This window comes from Mammaliicoccus sp. N-M50 (assembly GCF_022386995.1).
GTDB classification, from domain to species: Bacteria; Bacillota; Bacilli; order Staphylococcales; family Staphylococcaceae; genus Mammaliicoccus; species Mammaliicoccus sciuri_A.
Genome location: NZ_JAJNJA010000004.1, coordinates 174,646 through 193,651, shown reverse-complemented (window position 1 = coordinate 193,651; position 19,006 = coordinate 174,646). Strand labels below are relative to the sequence as shown.

The following is a 19,006-nucleotide window of genomic DNA, read 5'->3' as shown; positions in this document are numbered from 1 at the left end:
AGTTGGAAATGTTGAAAAGTGATTGTTTGAAAATTTATTGAATGTTTTTAAAAGTCATTATAAAATAATAAATATTATTAAATCATTGTGTTGAAAGGGAAAAATGCTATAGATACTAAAGATTGCACAATATACCAATTCAACTATTTATTAGATTATTTTAAGGAGTTGATTTGCAATGGAATCAGTATCAGTACCAATCAGAAACATCGTTGAATTAGTTGTTACAACTAGGAAATCAAAAGATTATATCGCAAATATCAAAAGTCAATTTGCACTCTCGTTCGAAGAAATATATATTTTAGTTTATATATATAAAGGAGAAAAAGATTGTTACAACGTTAAAGATATCATTAAACAATCTAAATTTAAGCCATATTATATTTCAAAAGCCGTGCAAAACTTAAAAGAAAAAGGACTTATTTCTAAAAAGAGAAATGATCAAGATGAGAGAACAGTTGCGTTACAAGTATCAAAAGTTCAACATAAAAAGATAAAAAAATTATTAATGGAAATTGAAGCTGAAATACTATAATAATATCGAGAAGCGGGATAAAGAAATCTTTTTAGTAAAAGATGCTCTGTCCCGCTTTTTTATACTATGTAGTTAAATGTTAAATGATATATTATATGTATAAACAAACGAATTTATTTAAGAAGATATCGTAAAAGGAGAACCTCTATGGGCGAATTATTAAATGTTAAACCGAAAAGTCAATTATTTCCTATACCAATGGTTATGGGGTGTGAAGGTACGGCAAGTTCGATGCTGCTTAATTTCTATAATAAAGATATTAATGCAACGACTATTATGAGTAAGTGGCCAACACATTCAGATAACCCAGAAAAGGGATATGTAGGCAATCATTTTCTAATCAAATTTGGCCATCACCAAACTATTTTTCCAAATGTACTTGCAGAATTTCTAAATAGATATGATTCAGAAATTATTGATGGTACGGGTACTGAACTTGAAGATCTAGAGAAGATAATTGATAAAGGTCATCCGGTTGTAATATATCATACGACATTAGGAGCTAAACCGATTCGCAAAATTTTTAAAATCGGTGATAAAGGTAAATCCTATGTTACAAATATCCATGTAACTTTATTAATTGGATATGATGATGAGTATTACTATTATATAGATCCTTTATGGAAGCAAATACTGGGATATGCATATATACCAGCATTATGGCCATCCAAATATCAAATTATCAAAATGAAAAAAAATAAAATGAAGATGAGTTATAATACGCCAGGAAAAATGTGTATTTACAAAAAAATATAATTATTTTTAAAATATTATGTCATAATGTTGTAACATTTGTTATGATATGGTTATAAATTTTAAAAAGAGGTGTTTAAATGTCTACTAAATTAAAGTTACTAATTATAGGAATTGTAGTAGCCTTTCTTGCAATAGTAGGAATTGGTGGCGCAGCAACATATTATTTTCTAACAAATACGCCAAAGAATACATATTTATTAAGTGAACAAGAATCAGCAAAATCTTGGAAAGAATACTTTAACGACAGATTTGAAAACGAAACTGAATTCCAAGATAAAATGAAAGATGAATCTTATGAAACATCATTCAAATTTGGAGCAGAAGTATCAGATTCATTAGTTTCTCAATTAGGCATACCAAAGTCAGTTATCGACTCAACGAATATTGTCTTTAATGTTGGGCATGATCCTAAAGCGAAAAACTCTAAATTAGGTATTGAACCTACAATTGCAGACAACAAGATTGGTAACTTCCAATGGAGCGCAGACAAAAATAATCAATATTTAGAAACACCATTATTTAAAGACATATATAAAGTAAAAAATAATGAAATTAAAAAAGGAATCGAAAAAGCTACTGGTGAATCATTAGATTCAACAGACGGACAAGAAATTACAAATGATTCTTTAAATTTAAATACGATCTTATCTAGCTCTCAAATCTCTCAAGATCAAATCGACAAAATCTCAAAAAGATATAGTGACTTATTTGTTGATCAATTAGATGACGATAACTTTGAAAAAGATAAAGAAAAAGTTAAGATTTTTGATGATGAAAAAGAATTGAAAAAAGTAACAATGAACTTAAGTGAAAAAGATACTAAGAAAATCGTTGTAGCAATTCTTGAAGAAGCTAAAAAAGATGAAGATATTAAAAACATCGTAGAAAAACAAGGTAATGTAAAAGAGTATGATAAAGAAATTAAAGATTTATTGAAGAAAGCTAAAGACGAAGATGTAAAAAATTATCCTAAAGTGAAATCTATCATCTACGTAGACGGTAAAGAAATCTTGAAACGTGACTTAACAATTACAAATAAAGATAATGAAAAAGTTAGAATTCAAGGTACAAATGTTATCGATGATGGCGTACAAGTAGATTATAAAGTATCAGCACCAGGTGAAGACGGTGAACTTACACTTAAAGGTAAATCAACTGGTAAAGATGAAATTAGCGATAAATATGATTTAGAAATCAAAGAAAATTCATACTCAACAACAACATTAAAATTAGATAATAAATCTAAAGTTGATGGAGATAAACGTACAGATAAAGGTAAAGTGACGATTGCACCATCTAGCGGTCAAAGCTTAGACTTAAATTACGACCATAATTTAACAACAGACACTAAAAACAATCAACAAAAACAAAAATTAAATGTTGATTTCGATGTGAATGGTGAAAATATTAAATTAATTATGGATGGTAAAACTGAACTGAAAAAAGACATTAAATTCAAGAAAGATGGCGCGATTGACTTTAATACATTATCAGACTCAGAAGTTGATGATTTAACAAAAGAAATAGAAGATAAGCTACAAGATTTAGGAGAAGATCTTGCGAAAGATATTCAATAATTAGAGAGGAGTGGTTATATGTCGACAATAAAATTGTTCAACATATACCACTCTTTTTTAATTAAAAAGTGGTATTTGATTGCATATATTTTATTATTATTTTTAGCTGTGTTGGCCGTTATGATTGGGGTTAACCAAGTAAATGAAAAAGATCAGGCGTTTACAATTGGAATCGTAGATAAAGACCAATCTAAAGAAACAAAGTTAATTTTAAATGCGATAGGTGATGGGCAATCACTCGGAAATGATTTGTCTATAAAGCATTATAATGAAGAGAAAGCTCGACAACTATTATCAAAAAAGAAAATTGATGGCTACTTTGTCTTTAAAGATGGCATGACGAAAGCATTTTATAAAAATGGTGAATTACCAATAGTTGTGAATACATATGATAAACAATCAGTTGAAAGTATTATTATTTTGCAGTTAACAGATTCGGTATATAGCAGGTTAATGTTGTCGATGGGTGGGGCGATGTCATATACATCTCTTTATCCTAGTGCATCCGAAAATGAATTGTTAACGATGATGACAGATATGTTATTTACTGGGTTAAATAGAAGCGGCTCCTTTGACGATGAGCCTATCAAAGTATTTGATACGTTCAGTTATTATACAATTTCAACTTATTTTGTATCTATCTTTTTCTTTTTCTTTTCAATTTTTAGCATTTTAAAAATGAATCAAAAAGATGCATTAAAAGAACGATTAAGTATGTATCATTTTTCTTATGAAAAGTTAACAATTGTAAGAGGTGTGTTTAGTCTTTTCTATACAACACTTTGGAGCATACTTGGTTTATGGGTCATCATACATTTTCTTAAACCAGAATTTGAAATGTATAATATTGGGCAACTTATCTTAGATATTGCTTATTATTTAGTCATGATATTTTTAGTATTTCTCTTTATAGATATTGCGTTTAGAAATATATTGAATTATTTGTTTAAAGTTTTATTAACGCTAGTAATCTTATTGTTATCTGGCGCTGTGATTCCAATCATTTATTTGAAAAGTTTGAGTGCAGGATTGATTGAAGCATTACCATTTTCAATTGTGTTTAATCAGCTAGTAGAAATGCTTTTAAATAATTACATCATTGACACACATCCAATGTATTATTGGCATTTAGGTATTATGCTCGTATTAGTAATCTCTGCTTTGTATTGGAGGTATCGCCGATGAAATCAATCTTTCATTTAGTTGTTAAAAAGCAATGGAAACAATATGTAACTTTAGTGGCGTTACTGTTAATAACAATATTGATCATTGTAGGTGTTCAAGCATCTAGTAATCAATTATTTAAAATGCCAATAGCAGTTCAAGATTTGGATGAATCTCAATCTTCAAAAGAGCTAGTGCACACTTTAGAGCAAACAAAATATTTAGAAGTTATACGTTTGCCAAAGAATGAGGCATATATTGAAGATGTCATTCAAAAAAAGCAAGCAATCGTAAGCTTACAAATACCTGATGATTTTAGTGAACGGTTAAAGGAAAATCGTTTGCGTGATAGCATTCCGTTATATTACAAAGATGATTTCATTGGAGAAATTGCATTAGAAGTGACGAGTAAAGCTTTATACAAACAGCAAATACCCGTCATTATTGAGGATCATTTGAAGAAATCTAAACAAGATGTATCGATGCAAGAAATTAAAAAAGCATATATTAAACATACACCTCACTCTAAAATGGAACACCATGCAGTTCAAAAGCATTCAGATGTTTCGATTGGTGCAGCAGTATATGTTGCATTACTCTTAATCGTAAGTTGTAGTCAAATTGTATTGCATCAACGACTGAAACAAAATGCTGCACTAGAGCGATTAATGATGTTTAATGGCACAAAATTAAAATTATTTACGTATTATATATTGAGTCATGTCATATTATTATTCGCGATTGTAGTCATCACGAGTTTACTACTATCATGGTCATTAAGCATTGTATTTTATTTAGTCTTATTGATGACATTGTTTATATATGAAAGTGTCTTAAGTATATTCTTATTTAAAATAAATACGCTTAGTCATAAATTTTTTATGTCTATCATATGGTCTATCGCAATAAGTTGTCTATATTTGTATTTTCAAGTTTAGGAGGTGTATACATGATTACAATAGAGCATTTATCAAAGAAGTATAAAGATAAAGAAATTTTCCATGACTTTAATACAACATTTAAGGATAAAACACTTACTGTATTATTAGGGGAAAATGGTGCGGGTAAGTCGACATTGCTAAGAATGATTACAGCATTAGAAAATCCAGATAGTGGAGATATCCGTTATTTTGGGAAAAAGTTAAGCAATAAAAAAATCAAAGAAATCATAGGTTATATACCTCAAGATATTGCACTATTTGAACATATGACAGTTAACGAAAATATAGAATTTTTTAAAGCATTAAATAAACAACCTATATCTTCAGAGCTTATAGAAGATTACTGTAATCAGTTAAATTTATATGAAAGAAAAGCAAAAATTTCTTCGCTTTCTGGAGGAACAAAACGTAAAGTTAATTTATTAATCGGACTGCTCGGAAATCCAAGTATATTAATTTTAGATGAACCAACAGTAGGTATTGATTTGAAATCCAGATTTGATATTCATAAATTATTAAATCATTTAAAAACAACAAGACTCATTATATTAACAACTCACCATTTAGATGAAGTCGAAAGCTTAGCAGATGAAATTAAGTTAATCGGTAAAGATCCATTCTATAGAAATATATTAACCGATAAATCTTGGACATTTGAAGACAGTCTTGTATTGTGAATAAGGCGGTCGTTAGTAACAAAAGTCGGTGGAATTGTAACTAAGAGCCGCCATAGTAACAAAAGTCGTCGGAATTGTAACTAAGGACGCCTATAGTAACAAAAGTCGGTGGAATTGTAACTAAGAGCACCTATAGTAACAAAAGTCGTCGGAATTGTAACTAAGGAGGCCGTTAGTAACAAAAGTCGGTGGAATTGTAACTAAGGACGCCTATAGTAACAAAAGTCAGTGGAATTGTAACTAAGGAGGTCGTTAGTAACAAAAGTCGGTGGAATTGTAACTAAGGACGCCTATAGTAACAAAAGTCGGTGGAATTGTAACTAAAGCGACCGTAAGTAATTAAAAAAATCATCATAATTTAAAACATACTAAGGTTATTCAAACAATGATCTTAGTATGTTTTTTTGATTATATTTATCTGAAATTTTAGAAAAAGAAAAACGTATTGCAAAACATATTTTTAAAGTGTATTCTTATTTAATGTATCGGAATTAAATGTTTTTGGGAGGTCCTTTAATGGAAACACTTTGGGTAGTTATTAATATTATTGTTTTCTTATTATTTATTGGGTTATTAGTTCATTTAAATAAGAAACATGTAAAGTTCTCTAAACGTGTTCTTATAGGTTTAGGAATAGGGATTGTGTTTGGTTTAGCTTTACATCTTATTTACGGTGTAGATTCTAAAGTAACAGAGTCGACAGCTTCATGGTTTGATATTGTAGGTACTGGTTATGTAAAACTATTACAAATGATCGTTATGCCACTTATCTTTATATCAATTGTTTCAGCTTTTACTAAAATAACAATTGGTCAAAACTTTGCTAAAGCTGGCGCTTGGATATTTACATTCTTATTAGGAACAGTTGCTGTTGCAGCTTTAGTTGGTATTATTTATGCGATGCTATTCAATTTAGATGCATCACAAATAGATTTAGGTAGTGTGGAAAATAGTCGTGGTCAAGAAATAGAACAAACTTCTAAAGATATGACGGCTAATAATTTACCATCACAAATTCTTGAATTGTTACCTGCAAATCCATTTTTAGATTTCACAGGTGCTAGAGGAACTTCAACAATAGCGATTGTTATATTTGCAGGATTTGTTGGATTTAGTTTCTTACGTGTGATGAGAAAAGAACCTGAAAAAGGTAGCTTAATCAAAAGAGGTATAGATGCGATTTATGCCTTAGTTATGGGAATTGTTACTTTTGTATTAAGATTAACACCTTACGGAATTTTAGCGATTATGACTAAAACGGTGATGACAAGTAACTTTGAAGCAGTATGGACATTAGGTAAGTTTGTTGTCGCATCGTATGCAGCATTAATTACAATGTTCATCATCCATTTAATCTTAGTATCTGTTGTTGGTTTAAACCCAGCTACTTATGTTAAAAAAGCTAGTGAAACGTTATTATTCGCGTTTACGTCTAGATCAAGTGCAGGAACGTTACCATTAAATGTTCAAACACAAACAACTAGACTAGGTGTTCCAGAAGGTATTGCTAACTTTGCAGGTTCATTCGGTTTATCAATCGGACAAAATGGCTGTGCGGGTATATATCCAGCGATGTTAGCTATGATGATTGCGCCAAGTGCAGGTATTGACATTGATTTACCGTTTATCTTATCTGTAATCGGTGTTGTAGTCATCAGTTCATTTGGTGTAGCAGGTGTAGGTGGCGGTGCAACATTTGCCGCTATACTCGTACTTTCAACATTGAATTTACCTATTGCTTTAGCAGGGGTATTAATTTCAGTTGAGCCATTAATCGATATGGGTAGAACAGCATTGAATGTTAATGATTCAATGTTAGCTGGTACAGCTACTGCTAAAATTACAGGACAATTGGATGAAGAAAAATACAATGACCAAGACTTCAATGAACTTGGAGAATCATATTAATCATTAATTTTATACAGGCACATACTGATACCGATCGTGAATTTCAGTATTGCCTGTTTTTTATAAAAACTTATAGGTATGCTCGGATATATATTGAAAGCAAATAAATACAATGATAAAGTGATATTAAGGAGTGTGGACACGATGAGTAGAGATTTATTTATTAAGAATGAATTCCAACAAAAATGGGTTAATAAAATAGAAAATCATAAAGCGTCATTACAAAAACACGCTGAAAAAAATGATTTAAATTCAGAATTTCCATATGAAAATATTAATTGGTTAATTGATGAAGGCTATACAAAAATTGTACTTCCAAAATCATATGGTGGCGAAGGTGCGACACCAGAAGATATCATTTTATTCCAAGAAACATTAGGTAGAATTGATGGTGCGACGGCATTAGCCATTGGTTGGCATATGGGTGTAGTTGGTCAAATTTATCAAGAAAAATTATGGACGCAAGATTTATTAGATGAATTTGCTGAAGAAGTATTAAATGGTGCGATTGTTAATAGAGCTGTAAGTGAAGCGGAAACAGGCAGTCCAACTCGAGGCGCACGTCCAAGTACACATGCTGATCGTGACGGAGACCATTACATTATAAATGGTGTTAAGACATTTACAACAATGAGTCAAAGGTTAACGCATTTTCTTGTTGGTGCATATGTACCAGAAAAAGAAGCACTCGGATTCTTTTTAATACCAAGAGAATCTGAAGGATTATCAATAGCAGAGAATTGGAATATGGTAGGTATGCGTGCTACTGAAAGTCATGATTTAGTGTTAGATGATGTTAAAGTTCATGAGAAATACTTAGTAGAAGTTGCGAATGGTCCAAGAGGCAATAATATCAACCCATGGAATCTACATATTCCAGCAGTATACTTAGGTATTGGGCAAGCAGCACGAGATTATGCTGTTGATTTTGCGAATGAATATAGTCCTGGAAGTATCGATGGCGTAATTGCTGATATTCCAGCTGTTCAACAAAATATTGGTCAGATGGAATTAGAATTAACGACTGCAAGACATTATATATATAGTGTAATCAATAAATATTTAAATCCTTCTATTACAGATGCAGTTATAGATGTTGAATTAGGTGCAGCTAAACATGTTGTTGTTAATCACTCTATTAAAATCATCGATATCGCGATGAGAATTGTAGGTGCGAAAAGCTTACAAATGGAAAGGCCATTGCAACGCTATTATAGAGATATAAGAGCTGGCTTACACAATCCGCCGATGGATGATGTAACCATTACAAAATTAGCTAAAAAAGCTAGAGAAGAAAGAAGTAAACTTAAATAAAAGGATTGGGTTGGGACATAACATCATGTCTCAACCCAATTTTTTATTATAATTGATCTGTTTGTATGACTTTTTTACGTTTTTTACGTCTTGGTTTCATGCCTACTGACATATATAGTACGACAACCAAGATGACAATCATGCCAATAAGTTGCCACAATCCAAATGGTACTTTTAACCATAGAACTGAAGATATAACTGCTGTTACGGGTTCAAGCACACCAAATAATGCAGTTGTTTGTGGGCTAATATACTTCACGCTTTCTAAATACATCCAAAAAGCAAACATCGTTCCGAAAGTGATCACAAAGATGAAATAAATCACACCTTGAACATCTAATAAATGCCAAGGAAATGAGAAGTCTAAGTTGAAAATTGAAAGTGCAATACCGCCAATAAACATTGACCAACCGATAACAACAAGAGATGGCCAATTTAAAAATAATTTAACAGCATATACAGTATAAAAAGCAGCTGCACAAGCTGTTATTAATCCCCAGACGATTGCATTTGGAGGGACTGATAATGTGGCATAATCACCATTTGTTAATAATAAGCTCGTTCCAAATAGTGAACACACAATAATGATGATATCTGTTATTCTAAATTTGCTTTTTCTAGTGATCAGTAAATATAGTAATATGACGACTGGTGCTAAAAATTGTAACAAAGTAGCGATTGCAACATTACCTTTATCAATGGTCGCCATAAATGTGTATTGCACACCTAACATGCCGAATAAAGCATATATAATCAATTGAAATAATGAATGTTTGACTCTAAATATATTTGTTAAAGGATGTTTCTGAATTAATTTTGCAATGAGCAAAAGGAAAAATCCACTTAATATCAATCTTTCAGCTACAAATAATGAAACAGGTAAATGATATTCTGTAAATAACTTTTCAGTAACTGTTCCACCTAATCCCCAAAAAGTAGCGCCAAGCATCACTAATAAAGTACCTTTTAGTTGTTTGTTTTGCACTTATAAGCCCCTCGATTCTAAAAGATGTTAATTAATTAATTTTAGCATTTGATAAATTATTAAACAATAAGTTGAAATGTTTTACTTGCAATTTTATAATATGCGTTCTTATAATGAACATAATGAGTTAAAAGTGAGGTTTCCGCATGAAATTTGTATTAATATCAGTTGGTATACTTGCTACTATATTAGGATTTGCTGGCGCTGTATTGCCGTTATTACCTACAACACCTTTTATATTATTAGCAGTATTTTGTTTTGCTAAAAGTTCAGATAAATTCCATAGTTGGTTAGTAAGCACAAAAGTTTATAAAGAATATGTAGAAGATTTTCAAAAATATAGAGGGTACACTTTAAAGAAAAAATTTGAACTGCTTATAAGTGTATATATCGTAGTAGGCTTTTCAATTTGGATGGTTGATCATTTTTATATTCGCATAGGTCTTTGCATCATGTTATTCTTCCAAACTGTTGTATTATTCACTTTTGTTAAAACTTTACCAAGTAAAAATAAATCATAATATTAAAATATCGATAAAATGACGTAACGTCTTTTATCGGTATTTTTTTGTTGTATTTGCATACATCATTATTATTGTAAAATAGAATAAAAAAGTTATATAAATTTAAAAATTCTATTGCTATATAGATTGAAGGGTTATATAATAGACAAAGATGAAAATGAGAGTCATTATCAATTGGGAGGATAATTATGAAGAAACTTTTAGTGTTTATTATGGCTTTAGCATTAGTTGTTGCTGCTTGTGGCAATAAATCTGATGAGAAAGAGAGCAGCAGTAAAACAAAATCAAGTAAAGAGACAGTAAGTTATAAATTAGACGACGGTAAAAAAATAGATATCCCGAAAAACCCTAAACGTATTGTTGTATTAGCACCATCATACGTTGGTGGCTTATTACACTTAGGTGTTAAACCTGTGGGTGTACCAGCTTCTACAGATCAAACACCAATACTTAAAGATAGAATTAAAGGTATTGAAAAAGTTAGTGAAGACAATGTTGAACAAGTAGCTAAATTAAAACCAGACTTAATCATTACATATAACGCAGATAAAAACTTAAAGAAATATAATAAAATCGCTCCAACAATTCCTTACGACTATGCAAAACACAATTACTTAGACATGCAAGTAGAATTAGGTAAATTAGTTGGTAAAGAAGATAAAGCTAAACAATGGGTAGAAAAATGGAAGAAAGAAACTTCTAAAGACGGGAAAGAAATTAGAGATAAAATCGGCGAAGATACTACAGTATCAGTTATTGAAGCATTCCAAAAAGACATCTATACTTACGGTGAAAACTGGGGTAGAGGAACAGAAGTATTATACCAAGCATTCGGTTTAGCAATGCCAGAAAGCATTGAAAAAGATGTTAAAAAAGACGGTTGGAAAAAAATCTCTCAAGAAGAAATTGAAAAATATTCAGGAGATTACTTATTCTTACCAGTAACAAAAGGACAAGCAAAACCAGAATTCACTAAAACTGAATCATGGAAATCAATTCCAGCAGTTAAAAATGATAAAGTCATCGAAATTGATGCACAAACATTCTGGTATAACGATCCATATTCATTAGAAATGCAACGTAAATACTTAAAAGATGAAATTCTTAAAAAAGCTGAATAATCAATAGCAAATGCTATAACACCGATTCTCATTATCAGAATATAAAAAGCAGGGACGTCAGTCTCTGCTTTTTTATTGTTCAGGACATAACGCACGAAGACTGAGAGATATCGTGCGCAAGAGTACAAAATCAAGGTGTAACGCACGAAGACTGAGAGATATCGTGCGCAAGAGTACAAAATCAAGGTGTAACGCACGAAGCCTGAAAGATATTGTGCGGTAAGGTACAAAATCAAGGTGCAACGCACGAAGACTGAAAGATATCGTGCACTAAGGTACAAAATTAGGGTGTAACGCACGAAGACTGAAAGATATCGTGCGCAAAGGTACAAAATTAGGGTATAACGCACGAAGACTCTCAAACATTATACAACAAAAATAAAAAGCAGGGACCCCCGATGTCCCTGCTTTTAATATAGTTCATTATTTTGTTTCTTTCACGTATTGATCGTTAATTGTATGAATGGTTAAGCCTACGATATTCTTGTTGTGTTTTGCGAATGGTAAGCTTGCTAAGTAACCTACAATAAATGCGATAAAGAAACCGATAACGGATACTGTAAATGGTGTGATATCTGTTTTTCCTACAAAGTAAGAAACGATTGCTGCGACGATTAGTCCGATGATAACACCATAAGTATTGGCTTTCTTAGTGAATATACCTACTGCAAACACGCCGGCAATTGGTACACCGAATAGTCCTGTTACAAGTAAGAATAAATCCCAAGTTTCGTTTGTTTTTTGATTAATTAAGTATAATGATGCTAATGTACCAAAGACACCTGCAAGAATAATGATGATTCTTGCTAATAATACATCATTTTTAGCGTTATTTGTTTTAGAAAATCTTTGTTTTAAATCGACAACTACACAGGCTGAAATTGAGTTCAAGCTTGAAGAAATTGTTGATTGTGCTGCAGCAAATATAGCAGCGATTAATAATCCGCCAACAAATGGTGGAATTTGTGTCAGAATGAAATAAGGTACGATAGCTGATGTATTAAATCCTTCTGGTAAAGATGTAACATTATTATAGAAGGAATACAACACAGTTCCCATTCCGTAGAAGATAGGGATTGTAATAAATGCTAATAACCCGTTAGTCCATAACGATTTGTTTGTTGATGATATTGAACCAGTTGTTTGATAACGTTGAACGATATCTTGGCTGGCAGTGTATTGGTGTAAGTTATTAAAGATAGAACCAATAAATATAATTGGAATTGCAGCGGCAGCAGTCCCGAATTTCCAGTTATCCACTGAAACAAACTTCTTATCTTGTACAGCTTCATTTAAGACTGTACCGAAGTTTCCATCAATTTGGAAAGCACCTAAGAAGATAACGGCAACAGCACCACCTAATAAGATAATACCTTGAATAACGTCGCTCCAAATAACCCCTTCTATACCGCCCATAAACGTATAGATAACACATAATAATCCAACTAACGCTGCGATTAAATATGGGTTAATATCTGAAACGGAAGTGATTGCTAATGTTGGTAAATAAATAACAATCGCAACACGACCAATATGGAATAATGTAAATGCTAAAGATCCAATAACACGCATTGTGATACCAAATCTTTCTTCCAAATATTCATAAGCTGTTGTTACATCAAGCTTTCTGAAGAATGGAATATAGAAATAAATTAGTAATGGAATGATCGCGATAATGGCGATATTTCCAGCTGCATAAGACCAGTCTGTATTAAATGCTCTTTCTGGTGTTCCCATATAAGTAATCGCACTTAAAGTTGTCGCATAAATTGAGAATCCAACTGCCCATGCAGGGACTCTACCTTTTGCTTTGAAGAATGCGTCTGTATCTTGACCAGCTCTTTTTGTAAAATATACACCTACTAATAACGTTGCAATTAAATATAAAATTAATGCAATCCAGTTTCCTGTACCAAATCCTACTTCATTCATAATATGACATCCCCTTTGTACATCAAATAATTATAAATTGTATTTAGAAACAAGTTCTTTAACTTTTTGGAGTGATGCTTCATCTAATGGCGCGAGTGGTCGTTTAGTTGTACCTGCCTCAATGCCATTTTCAATTAGTACAGCTTTCAAAGTAGGGTAAATACCTAAAGCTAATACTTGCTCAATAATATCGTTTGTTTCATGTTGAATTTCATATGCTTGTTCAATTTTGCCTTCTTTAGCTAAATTAAAGATTTGTCTAGCACGTTGTCCATTGATGTTATAAGTTGAACCAATCGCACCATCTACACCTGACACAGCAGCTTGAATAAGCATTTCATCAAAGCCAGAAAGTATTAATTTGTCTGGGAATGCTTTTCTAATTCTTTCTAATAAGTAGAAGTCAGCTGCAGTATATTTAATACCGATGATTTTTTCATTTTCGAAAAGTTCTTCAAATTGTTGTATAGATAAGTTAACGCCAGTTAATGCTGGAATTGAATAAATAATCATTTCATTACCAGTAGCTTCAATGATGGCATTGTAGTAATACTTGATCTCTTCAAATTTGAATGGGTAATAAAATGGTGTTACAGCTGATAATGCATCATAACCTAATTCTGTAGCAAATTTACCTAATTCGATCGATTCGTTTAAATCTAATGCACCAACTTGTGCGATTAATTTAGCGTCTGATCCTACTTCGTCTTTAACAATTTCAAAGACTTTCTTCTTCTGTTCAGTATTCATTAAGAAATTTTCACCAGAACTACCATTTACATATAAACCATCTACTTGTTGTTTATCGATATTTTGGCGAATGATTTGTCTTAAACCTGATTCTAAAATATTGCCTTCCTCATCAAATGGCACGAGTAATGCAGAATATAATCCTTTCATTTAAAAAAACTCCTTTATATTTATTAATTGATAATATTGTCAGACCAATTTATAATCATATTGTAAGCGAATACATATTCTTCTGTCAATCGTTTTATTATTTGATACATCACTTATGATAAAATAAATAATTAAGAGGAGGTAGGTAAAATGATGAAACGAACATCACTCGTTGATGTGGCTGTTGAAAAATTAAAAGAATATATAGCAGAACATCAATTTGATAATGGAGATAAACTACCTTCAGAGAAAATGCTTATCGAACAATTAGGGGTGAGTCGCACAGTTGTGAGAGAAGCGATTAGTCGCTTGCAGCAAAGTGGTCTCATTCAAGTTAAATCAGGAAGTGGCATGTTTATAACAGAGAAGAATAAACATTTATCAATGCTTTTTGAGTCACATATGAAAGTGCATGGTTTTAAAATTAAAGAATTACTTGAAGTGCGGAAAATATTAGAACTAGGTGCGATACGTCTTTTAATAGAAAATAAAATCGTGATCGATGCGAATAAACTAAGAGATTTGAATGATATTTATTATGAGTCTTTCAACAAATCTCAAAAATTCGCGCATTATGATTCAGCATTTCATGAAACGATTATTATCTTTACTGAAAATCAAACATTAATCACGATGAGTAAAGTTATTAAAGAGTATTTCGATAAGAACCAGTTTAATCAAATCGTTGATAAAGAAGATATAGAAAAATCTTACAAAGAACATGCTGATTTAATAGAAGCAATTGAGAAACAAAATTTAACTTTAGCACATGACATTATTAATAAACATCTGTCTAGAGTCGTTGAGTGGATAGAAGAATTGGAGCAAAAATGATGGGTAAATTAGATAAGATTGAAGTCCAAAGTTTGAAGTCGCAAGTATTACAAGAAATTAAACAATATATTTTGGATAAAGGCATGACAGAAGGGGATCGCTTACCGACAGAACGTGCATTTACTGAAATGTATGGCGTGAGTCGTTCAGTTGTAAGAGAAGCTTTGAGTTATCTTGAACATACAGGTGTGATCGAGACGGTTCAAGGAAGAGGAACGGTAATCAAAGCACCAGATATCTCTAGTTTAGTTGAAGGATTTCTATTTAGTTTTCAAGTCGCAAATGGTTCGAAAAATGATTTACTGTCATTGAGAATTATTTTTGAATGTGCAGCTATTGAAGAAATCGTTAAATTGGATAAGGATATCAGTGATTTAAAAGCAATTGTAAATGAAGATGTTATCAATCATTATGAGAATGATAAGGCATTTCATCAAACGTTACTAAGCGCTACAGGAAATGTATTATTTGAACAATTAAGCTCTGTTATTCAGTCTTACTTCTATCATATTGAAGAAGAAGGGAAAGAAATTAATTATATTCAAACGAATGAAATGCATAAGAAAATTATCGAAGCAATTGCCAATAAAGATGTTCAATTAGCTAAAGAACTTATGACGACACATTTGTCTATTTAGGAGGATATTATGAAAATTGCAATTGATATAGGTGGCACATTTATTAAAGCTGGCGTGATTGATGACCACCACACAATACATAGTTATCAAAAAATTGAAACACCACATAATAAAGATGGGGGTATTGTTGAAGCGGTTAAGGGAATCGTTGAATCATATACAAAAGAATTTAACTTAAATAAACCAGAAGTCGGTATTTCTACTGCAGGTGTCGTTGATTCACATAAAGGTGAAATTACATATGCTGGACCTACGATACCATACTATAATGGTACAAATTTTAAACAATCATTAGCACATATAGCTGGTAATGTAGCGGTTAATAATGATGTATCATGCGCGTTACTTGGTGAATTGTTAACATTTGATAGAGCAGTTCAATCGATATTTTTAATGACAATTGGTACGGGTATAGGTGGCGCATATTATGAAAATCAATTACTAAAAGGTAAAAAGTATAGAGCATGTGAAATAGGCTATTTACTTTATGACAAAGAAACGAATACAACATATGAAGATAGAGGCTCTACGACAGCTTTAAAAAAATTAATCAGTGCCAATTACAATGAAGAAATACAAGTCGAGAAATTATTTGATTTGGCGTATCAAAATGATGAAAAAGCTCAAGACATCCTTAATCAATGGGCTAAGCACGTAGCAGAAGGTATTGCGCAAGTTCAAATTATGTTTGATCCAGAAATAATACTGATTGGCGGAGGTATTTCTAAACAAGAAGAAAGACTACTTTCATTGATTGAACCATTTATCGATGATTATTTACCAACTGATTATGGTCATGCCAAAATTGAAGTCACTTCAAAAGGAAATGATTCAGCTTTATATGGTGCAATTTCTAGTTTATAAAATAATTGTTAACCTGTAATTTACATTGGTTAACAATGTGGTATAATATCGTTATCTTATATTAGGAGTGAAGAATTTGAAAACTAAAGATATCGTTATTATAGCAATGTTTACTGCTTTTATTTCAGTATTAGCATTTATACCACCAATTCCATTACCGTTTATGCCGGTACCAATCGTTCTACAAAATATTGGTATTATATTAGCGGGATGTTTATTAGGATATAAAAGAGGTACATTAAGTGTTATTATCTTCTTGTTACTTGTTGCAACAGGACTGCCATTATTATCAGGTGGTAGAGGCGGACTAGGTGTATTCTTTGGTCCATCTGCTGGTTACTTATTCGGCTACCCAGTTGTTGCATTTTTAATTGGATTCTTTATAGATAGAAAGTGGAAAGAGCTCTCGTTTACATATGCGTTAACAATTAATATTGTCATTGGGGTTCTATTCCTTAATTTAATTGGCGGATTTGTGATGGGTGAGTTTATGAATATTTCAATCGCTAAAAGATACATATTAGCAGCAACGTTCTTACCAGGTGATATTGTTAAAGCAATATTAGCAACTATGTTATTATTTAGCTTGAAGAACGTACCCGAAATAAAACGTTTAAGAAATACTTAATGAGGTGAATAACGATGGTTTCATTTAAAGATATAGAAACAGATGGAAAGGTTTTGACTGAAACAAATAGATATATACATTATCAAACATTGGATAAACGTATTCAGTATGATTCTAACAAAATTGTATATAAAGAAATGCCAGACATAGATACGTTTAAAGCAGATGAAGCAATGTTGAAAGAAATCCATGAAAAAAATAATCAGCCTTTTCTTAAATTTGTCTTTCCTGAAAATGAAACAATCGATATTGAATTAAGAGAATATTTAAAATTTCAAGGTTATGAAACAGGTTGGTTAGAATTATATATCAATGCTGAGAAGAACTTTGAACGTGATGCCAATCAAGACATTGAAGTTGTTCTAACGAATGAGGATAACATTGTTGATTTCTTGAACGTATCATATGAACAAGATGAAGCATATGGCAAAGATTATGCAGAGCTTAAAGTTGAATTAAATAAAAAACAATTACATAGTGATAATCCGATTCAAGTATTATCTTATTATAAAGGTAAGCCCGCAGGTATGTTGCTTATATGGATGAATGAGAAGTATGTAGAATTAGATAGCTTTGGTGTTCGAGAAATATATAGAAGGTTAGGTATAGGAACGAAAATGCAAGCCTTCGTAGCAGAAATCGCTAAAGATAAACCGATAATTCTTGTAGCTGATGGTGAAGATACAGCTAAAGATATGTATAAAAGACAAGGTTATATTTATAGTGGATTTCAATTTGAAACATTAAAAGAATACAAATAAAAACAGGTTGAGGCAGCAATGATGTCTCAACCTGTTTACTTATTGTTAGGATTGGTTTTGTATTCTATTAGCGTGGCTATATACATTAAAGCTGCCATCTCTTATAAATCCAACGGCTGTTATATTTAAATCATGTGCTAATCCAATTGCTAAGTTAGTTGGTGCTGATTTAGACAAGATGATGCCGACACCAATTTTAGATGCTTTGATTAATATTTCCGAGGAAATTCTTCCGCTAAAGATGAGTACTTTATTTCTGATTGGAATGTCATGTTCTATACAATAGCCATATAATTTATCTAATGCGTTATGTCTACCAATATCGGATCGATGTAAATAGAAGCCATCTCCTTCACTTATGGCCGCATTATGCAAACCACCTGTTTCTTTGAAAATCTTACTTTCTTCATGTAGTTTATCCATCATAGTTATGATTTGTTGAGGCGTAATGTTTATTTTAGACTGTGACACTTTAGCTGTTACAGCATCGTTATTAAAATAGAACGCTCTACTTTTACCACAACACGACGAAATCATGCGTTGTGTATTCTTTTTGAAATTGACATCAATCTCTTTCGTGAGTTCTACATGTGCAAAACCTTTAGAATCGTCTATTGAAATAGATTTAATTTCAGATTTCTTCTTTATAACTCCTTCAGAAGCAATAAATCCGAGCACGAGTTCTTCTAAATCTTTAGGTGAACAAACGATTGTTGCAAACTCTTCTCCGTTTATAATAATCGTAATAGGAAATTCTGTTACGTAGCTATCCGTTGTCTCAATAAATTGACCGTTTTGGTATTTTAATATTGGCAGATTGTAAGTCATATTTTGCTTCATAATAATTCCCCATTTAAATAATTGTTTAATAGGTTTATTTTACTTTGTAACCTACTAATAATAAAGTGAAAGCACTTTCAAAATATATTGTGATTTCATATAATAAA

The 19,006-nt window shown here is 31.5% G+C and carries 19 protein-coding genes; 15 read left to right on the top strand and 4 right to left on the bottom strand.

The genetic code is table 11. The features are described 5' to 3' along the window. Window positions 1–178 precede the first annotated feature (178 nt). From LQ622_RS08350 to LQ622_RS08315, 8 genes are all read left to right on the top strand, one after another. Complete coding sequence (locus LQ622_RS08350; RefSeq protein WP_037589073.1) at window positions 179–535, top strand: transcriptional regulator, SarA/Rot family; 357 nt, start codon at window positions 179–181, stop codon at window positions 533–535. A gap of 147 nt (window positions 536–682) precedes the next feature. Next, a complete protein-coding gene (locus tag LQ622_RS08345; RefSeq protein ID WP_037589072.1) occupies window positions 683–1,291 on the top strand; it encodes a C39 family peptidase in 609 nt (202 codons plus the stop codon). Between the two features lie 77 nt (window positions 1,292–1,368). Next, window positions 1,369–2,868 (top strand): DUF6583 family protein, encoded by a 1,500-nt coding sequence (locus LQ622_RS08340; RefSeq protein ID WP_239740455.1) that lies wholly within the window; start codon window positions 1,369–1,371, stop codon window positions 2,866–2,868. 18 nt (window positions 2,869–2,886) lie between these two features. Beyond that, complete coding sequence (locus LQ622_RS08335) at window positions 2,887–4,053, top strand: ABC transporter permease (RefSeq protein ID WP_204175177.1); 1,167 nt, start codon at window positions 2,887–2,889, stop codon at window positions 4,051–4,053. Continuing rightward, complete coding sequence (locus LQ622_RS08330; RefSeq protein ID WP_126477744.1) at window positions 4,050–4,970, top strand: ABC transporter permease; 921 nt, start codon at window positions 4,050–4,052, stop codon at window positions 4,968–4,970. Before LQ622_RS08335 ends, LQ622_RS08330 begins: the two co-directional genes overlap by 4 nt. A gap of 11 nt (window positions 4,971–4,981) precedes the next feature. Then, a complete protein-coding gene (locus tag LQ622_RS08325; protein WP_037589065.1) occupies window positions 4,982–5,650 on the top strand; it encodes an ABC transporter ATP-binding protein in 669 nt (222 codons plus the stop codon). 516 nt (window positions 5,651–6,166) lie between these two features. Next, complete coding sequence (locus LQ622_RS08320; RefSeq protein ID WP_239762072.1) at window positions 6,167–7,558, top strand: L-cystine transporter; 1,392 nt, start codon at window positions 6,167–6,169, stop codon at window positions 7,556–7,558. A gap of 144 nt (window positions 7,559–7,702) precedes the next feature. Continuing rightward, window positions 7,703–8,872 carry an acyl-CoA dehydrogenase family protein gene (locus tag LQ622_RS08315; RefSeq protein ID WP_037589062.1) on the top strand — a complete coding sequence of 390 codons (1,170 nt, stop codon included), beginning with the start codon at window positions 7,703–7,705 and terminating at the stop codon, window positions 8,870–8,872. 46 nt (window positions 8,873–8,918) lie between these two features. Here the strand turns inward: LQ622_RS08315 and LQ622_RS08310 are convergent, their stop codons facing one another. Next, window positions 8,919–9,857 carry a DMT family transporter gene (locus tag LQ622_RS08310; protein WP_239762073.1) on the bottom strand — a complete coding sequence of 313 codons (939 nt, stop codon included), beginning with the start codon at window positions 9,855–9,857 and terminating at the stop codon, window positions 8,919–8,921. A 146-nt stretch (window positions 9,858–10,003) separates the two neighbouring features. On the opposite strand from LQ622_RS08310, the gene LQ622_RS08305 reads away from it, so the two are divergent. Both LQ622_RS08305 and LQ622_RS08300 read left to right on the top strand, forming a co-directional pair. Next, window positions 10,004–10,378, top strand: coding sequence for a YbaN family protein (locus tag LQ622_RS08305; protein ID WP_025906841.1), 375 nt, complete (start codon window positions 10,004–10,006; stop codon window positions 10,376–10,378). Window positions 10,379–10,569: 191 nt separating this feature from the next. Then, window positions 10,570–11,502 (top strand): ABC transporter substrate-binding protein, encoded by a 933-nt coding sequence (locus tag LQ622_RS08300; RefSeq protein ID WP_037589060.1) that lies wholly within the window; start codon window positions 10,570–10,572, stop codon window positions 11,500–11,502. A 423-nt stretch (window positions 11,503–11,925) separates the two neighbouring features. Here LQ622_RS08300 and LQ622_RS08295 read toward each other — a convergent pair whose 3' ends face one another. Both LQ622_RS08295 and LQ622_RS08290 read right to left on the bottom strand, forming a co-directional pair. After that, window positions 11,926–13,434, bottom strand: a complete 1,509-nt coding sequence (locus tag LQ622_RS08295) for a sodium:solute symporter family protein (RefSeq protein ID WP_037589058.1) — start codon at window positions 13,432–13,434, stop codon at window positions 11,926–11,928. A 30-nt stretch (window positions 13,435–13,464) separates the two neighbouring features. Further along, window positions 13,465–14,334, bottom strand: a complete 870-nt coding sequence (locus LQ622_RS08290) for an N-acetylneuraminate lyase (protein WP_239774925.1) — start codon at window positions 14,332–14,334, stop codon at window positions 13,465–13,467. A 150-nt stretch (window positions 14,335–14,484) separates the two neighbouring features. Here LQ622_RS08290 and LQ622_RS08285 point away from each other — a divergent pair, with 150 nt between their 5' ends. The 5 genes from LQ622_RS08285 to LQ622_RS08265 all read left to right on the top strand — a co-directional run bounded on the left by LQ622_RS08285 (window position 14,485) and on the right by LQ622_RS08265 (window position 18,059). Beyond that, the gene (locus LQ622_RS08285) at window positions 14,485–15,168 is read left to right on the top strand and encodes a FadR/GntR family transcriptional regulator (protein ID WP_239762074.1); all 684 of its coding nucleotides are present in this window, start codon (window positions 14,485–14,487) and stop codon (window positions 15,166–15,168) included. After that, window positions 15,168–15,806, top strand: coding sequence for a FadR/GntR family transcriptional regulator (locus tag LQ622_RS08280; RefSeq protein WP_049320000.1), 639 nt, complete (start codon window positions 15,168–15,170; stop codon window positions 15,804–15,806). The genes LQ622_RS08285 and LQ622_RS08280 overlap by 1 nt, the downstream gene beginning before the upstream one ends. 6 nt (window positions 15,807–15,812) lie before the next feature. Next, window positions 15,813–16,670: an ROK family protein gene (locus LQ622_RS08275; protein ID WP_239762122.1), complete on the top strand. Its 858-nt coding sequence runs from the start codon at window positions 15,813–15,815 to the stop codon at window positions 16,668–16,670. Between the two features lie 76 nt (window positions 16,671–16,746). After that, window positions 16,747–17,298 carry a biotin transporter BioY gene (locus tag LQ622_RS08270; protein WP_239762075.1) on the top strand — a complete coding sequence of 184 codons (552 nt, stop codon included), beginning with the start codon at window positions 16,747–16,749 and terminating at the stop codon, window positions 17,296–17,298. Window positions 17,299–17,312: 14 nt separating this feature from the next. Next, window positions 17,313–18,059, top strand: coding sequence for a GNAT family N-acetyltransferase (locus LQ622_RS08265; protein ID WP_239762076.1), 747 nt, complete (start codon window positions 17,313–17,315; stop codon window positions 18,057–18,059). A gap of 45 nt (window positions 18,060–18,104) precedes the next feature. Here LQ622_RS08265 and fdhD read toward each other — a convergent pair whose 3' ends face one another. Next, window positions 18,105–18,899, bottom strand: coding sequence for a formate dehydrogenase accessory sulfurtransferase FdhD (fdhD, locus tag LQ622_RS08260; RefSeq protein ID WP_239762077.1), 795 nt, complete (start codon window positions 18,897–18,899; stop codon window positions 18,105–18,107). Window positions 18,900–19,006 lie beyond the last annotated feature (107 nt).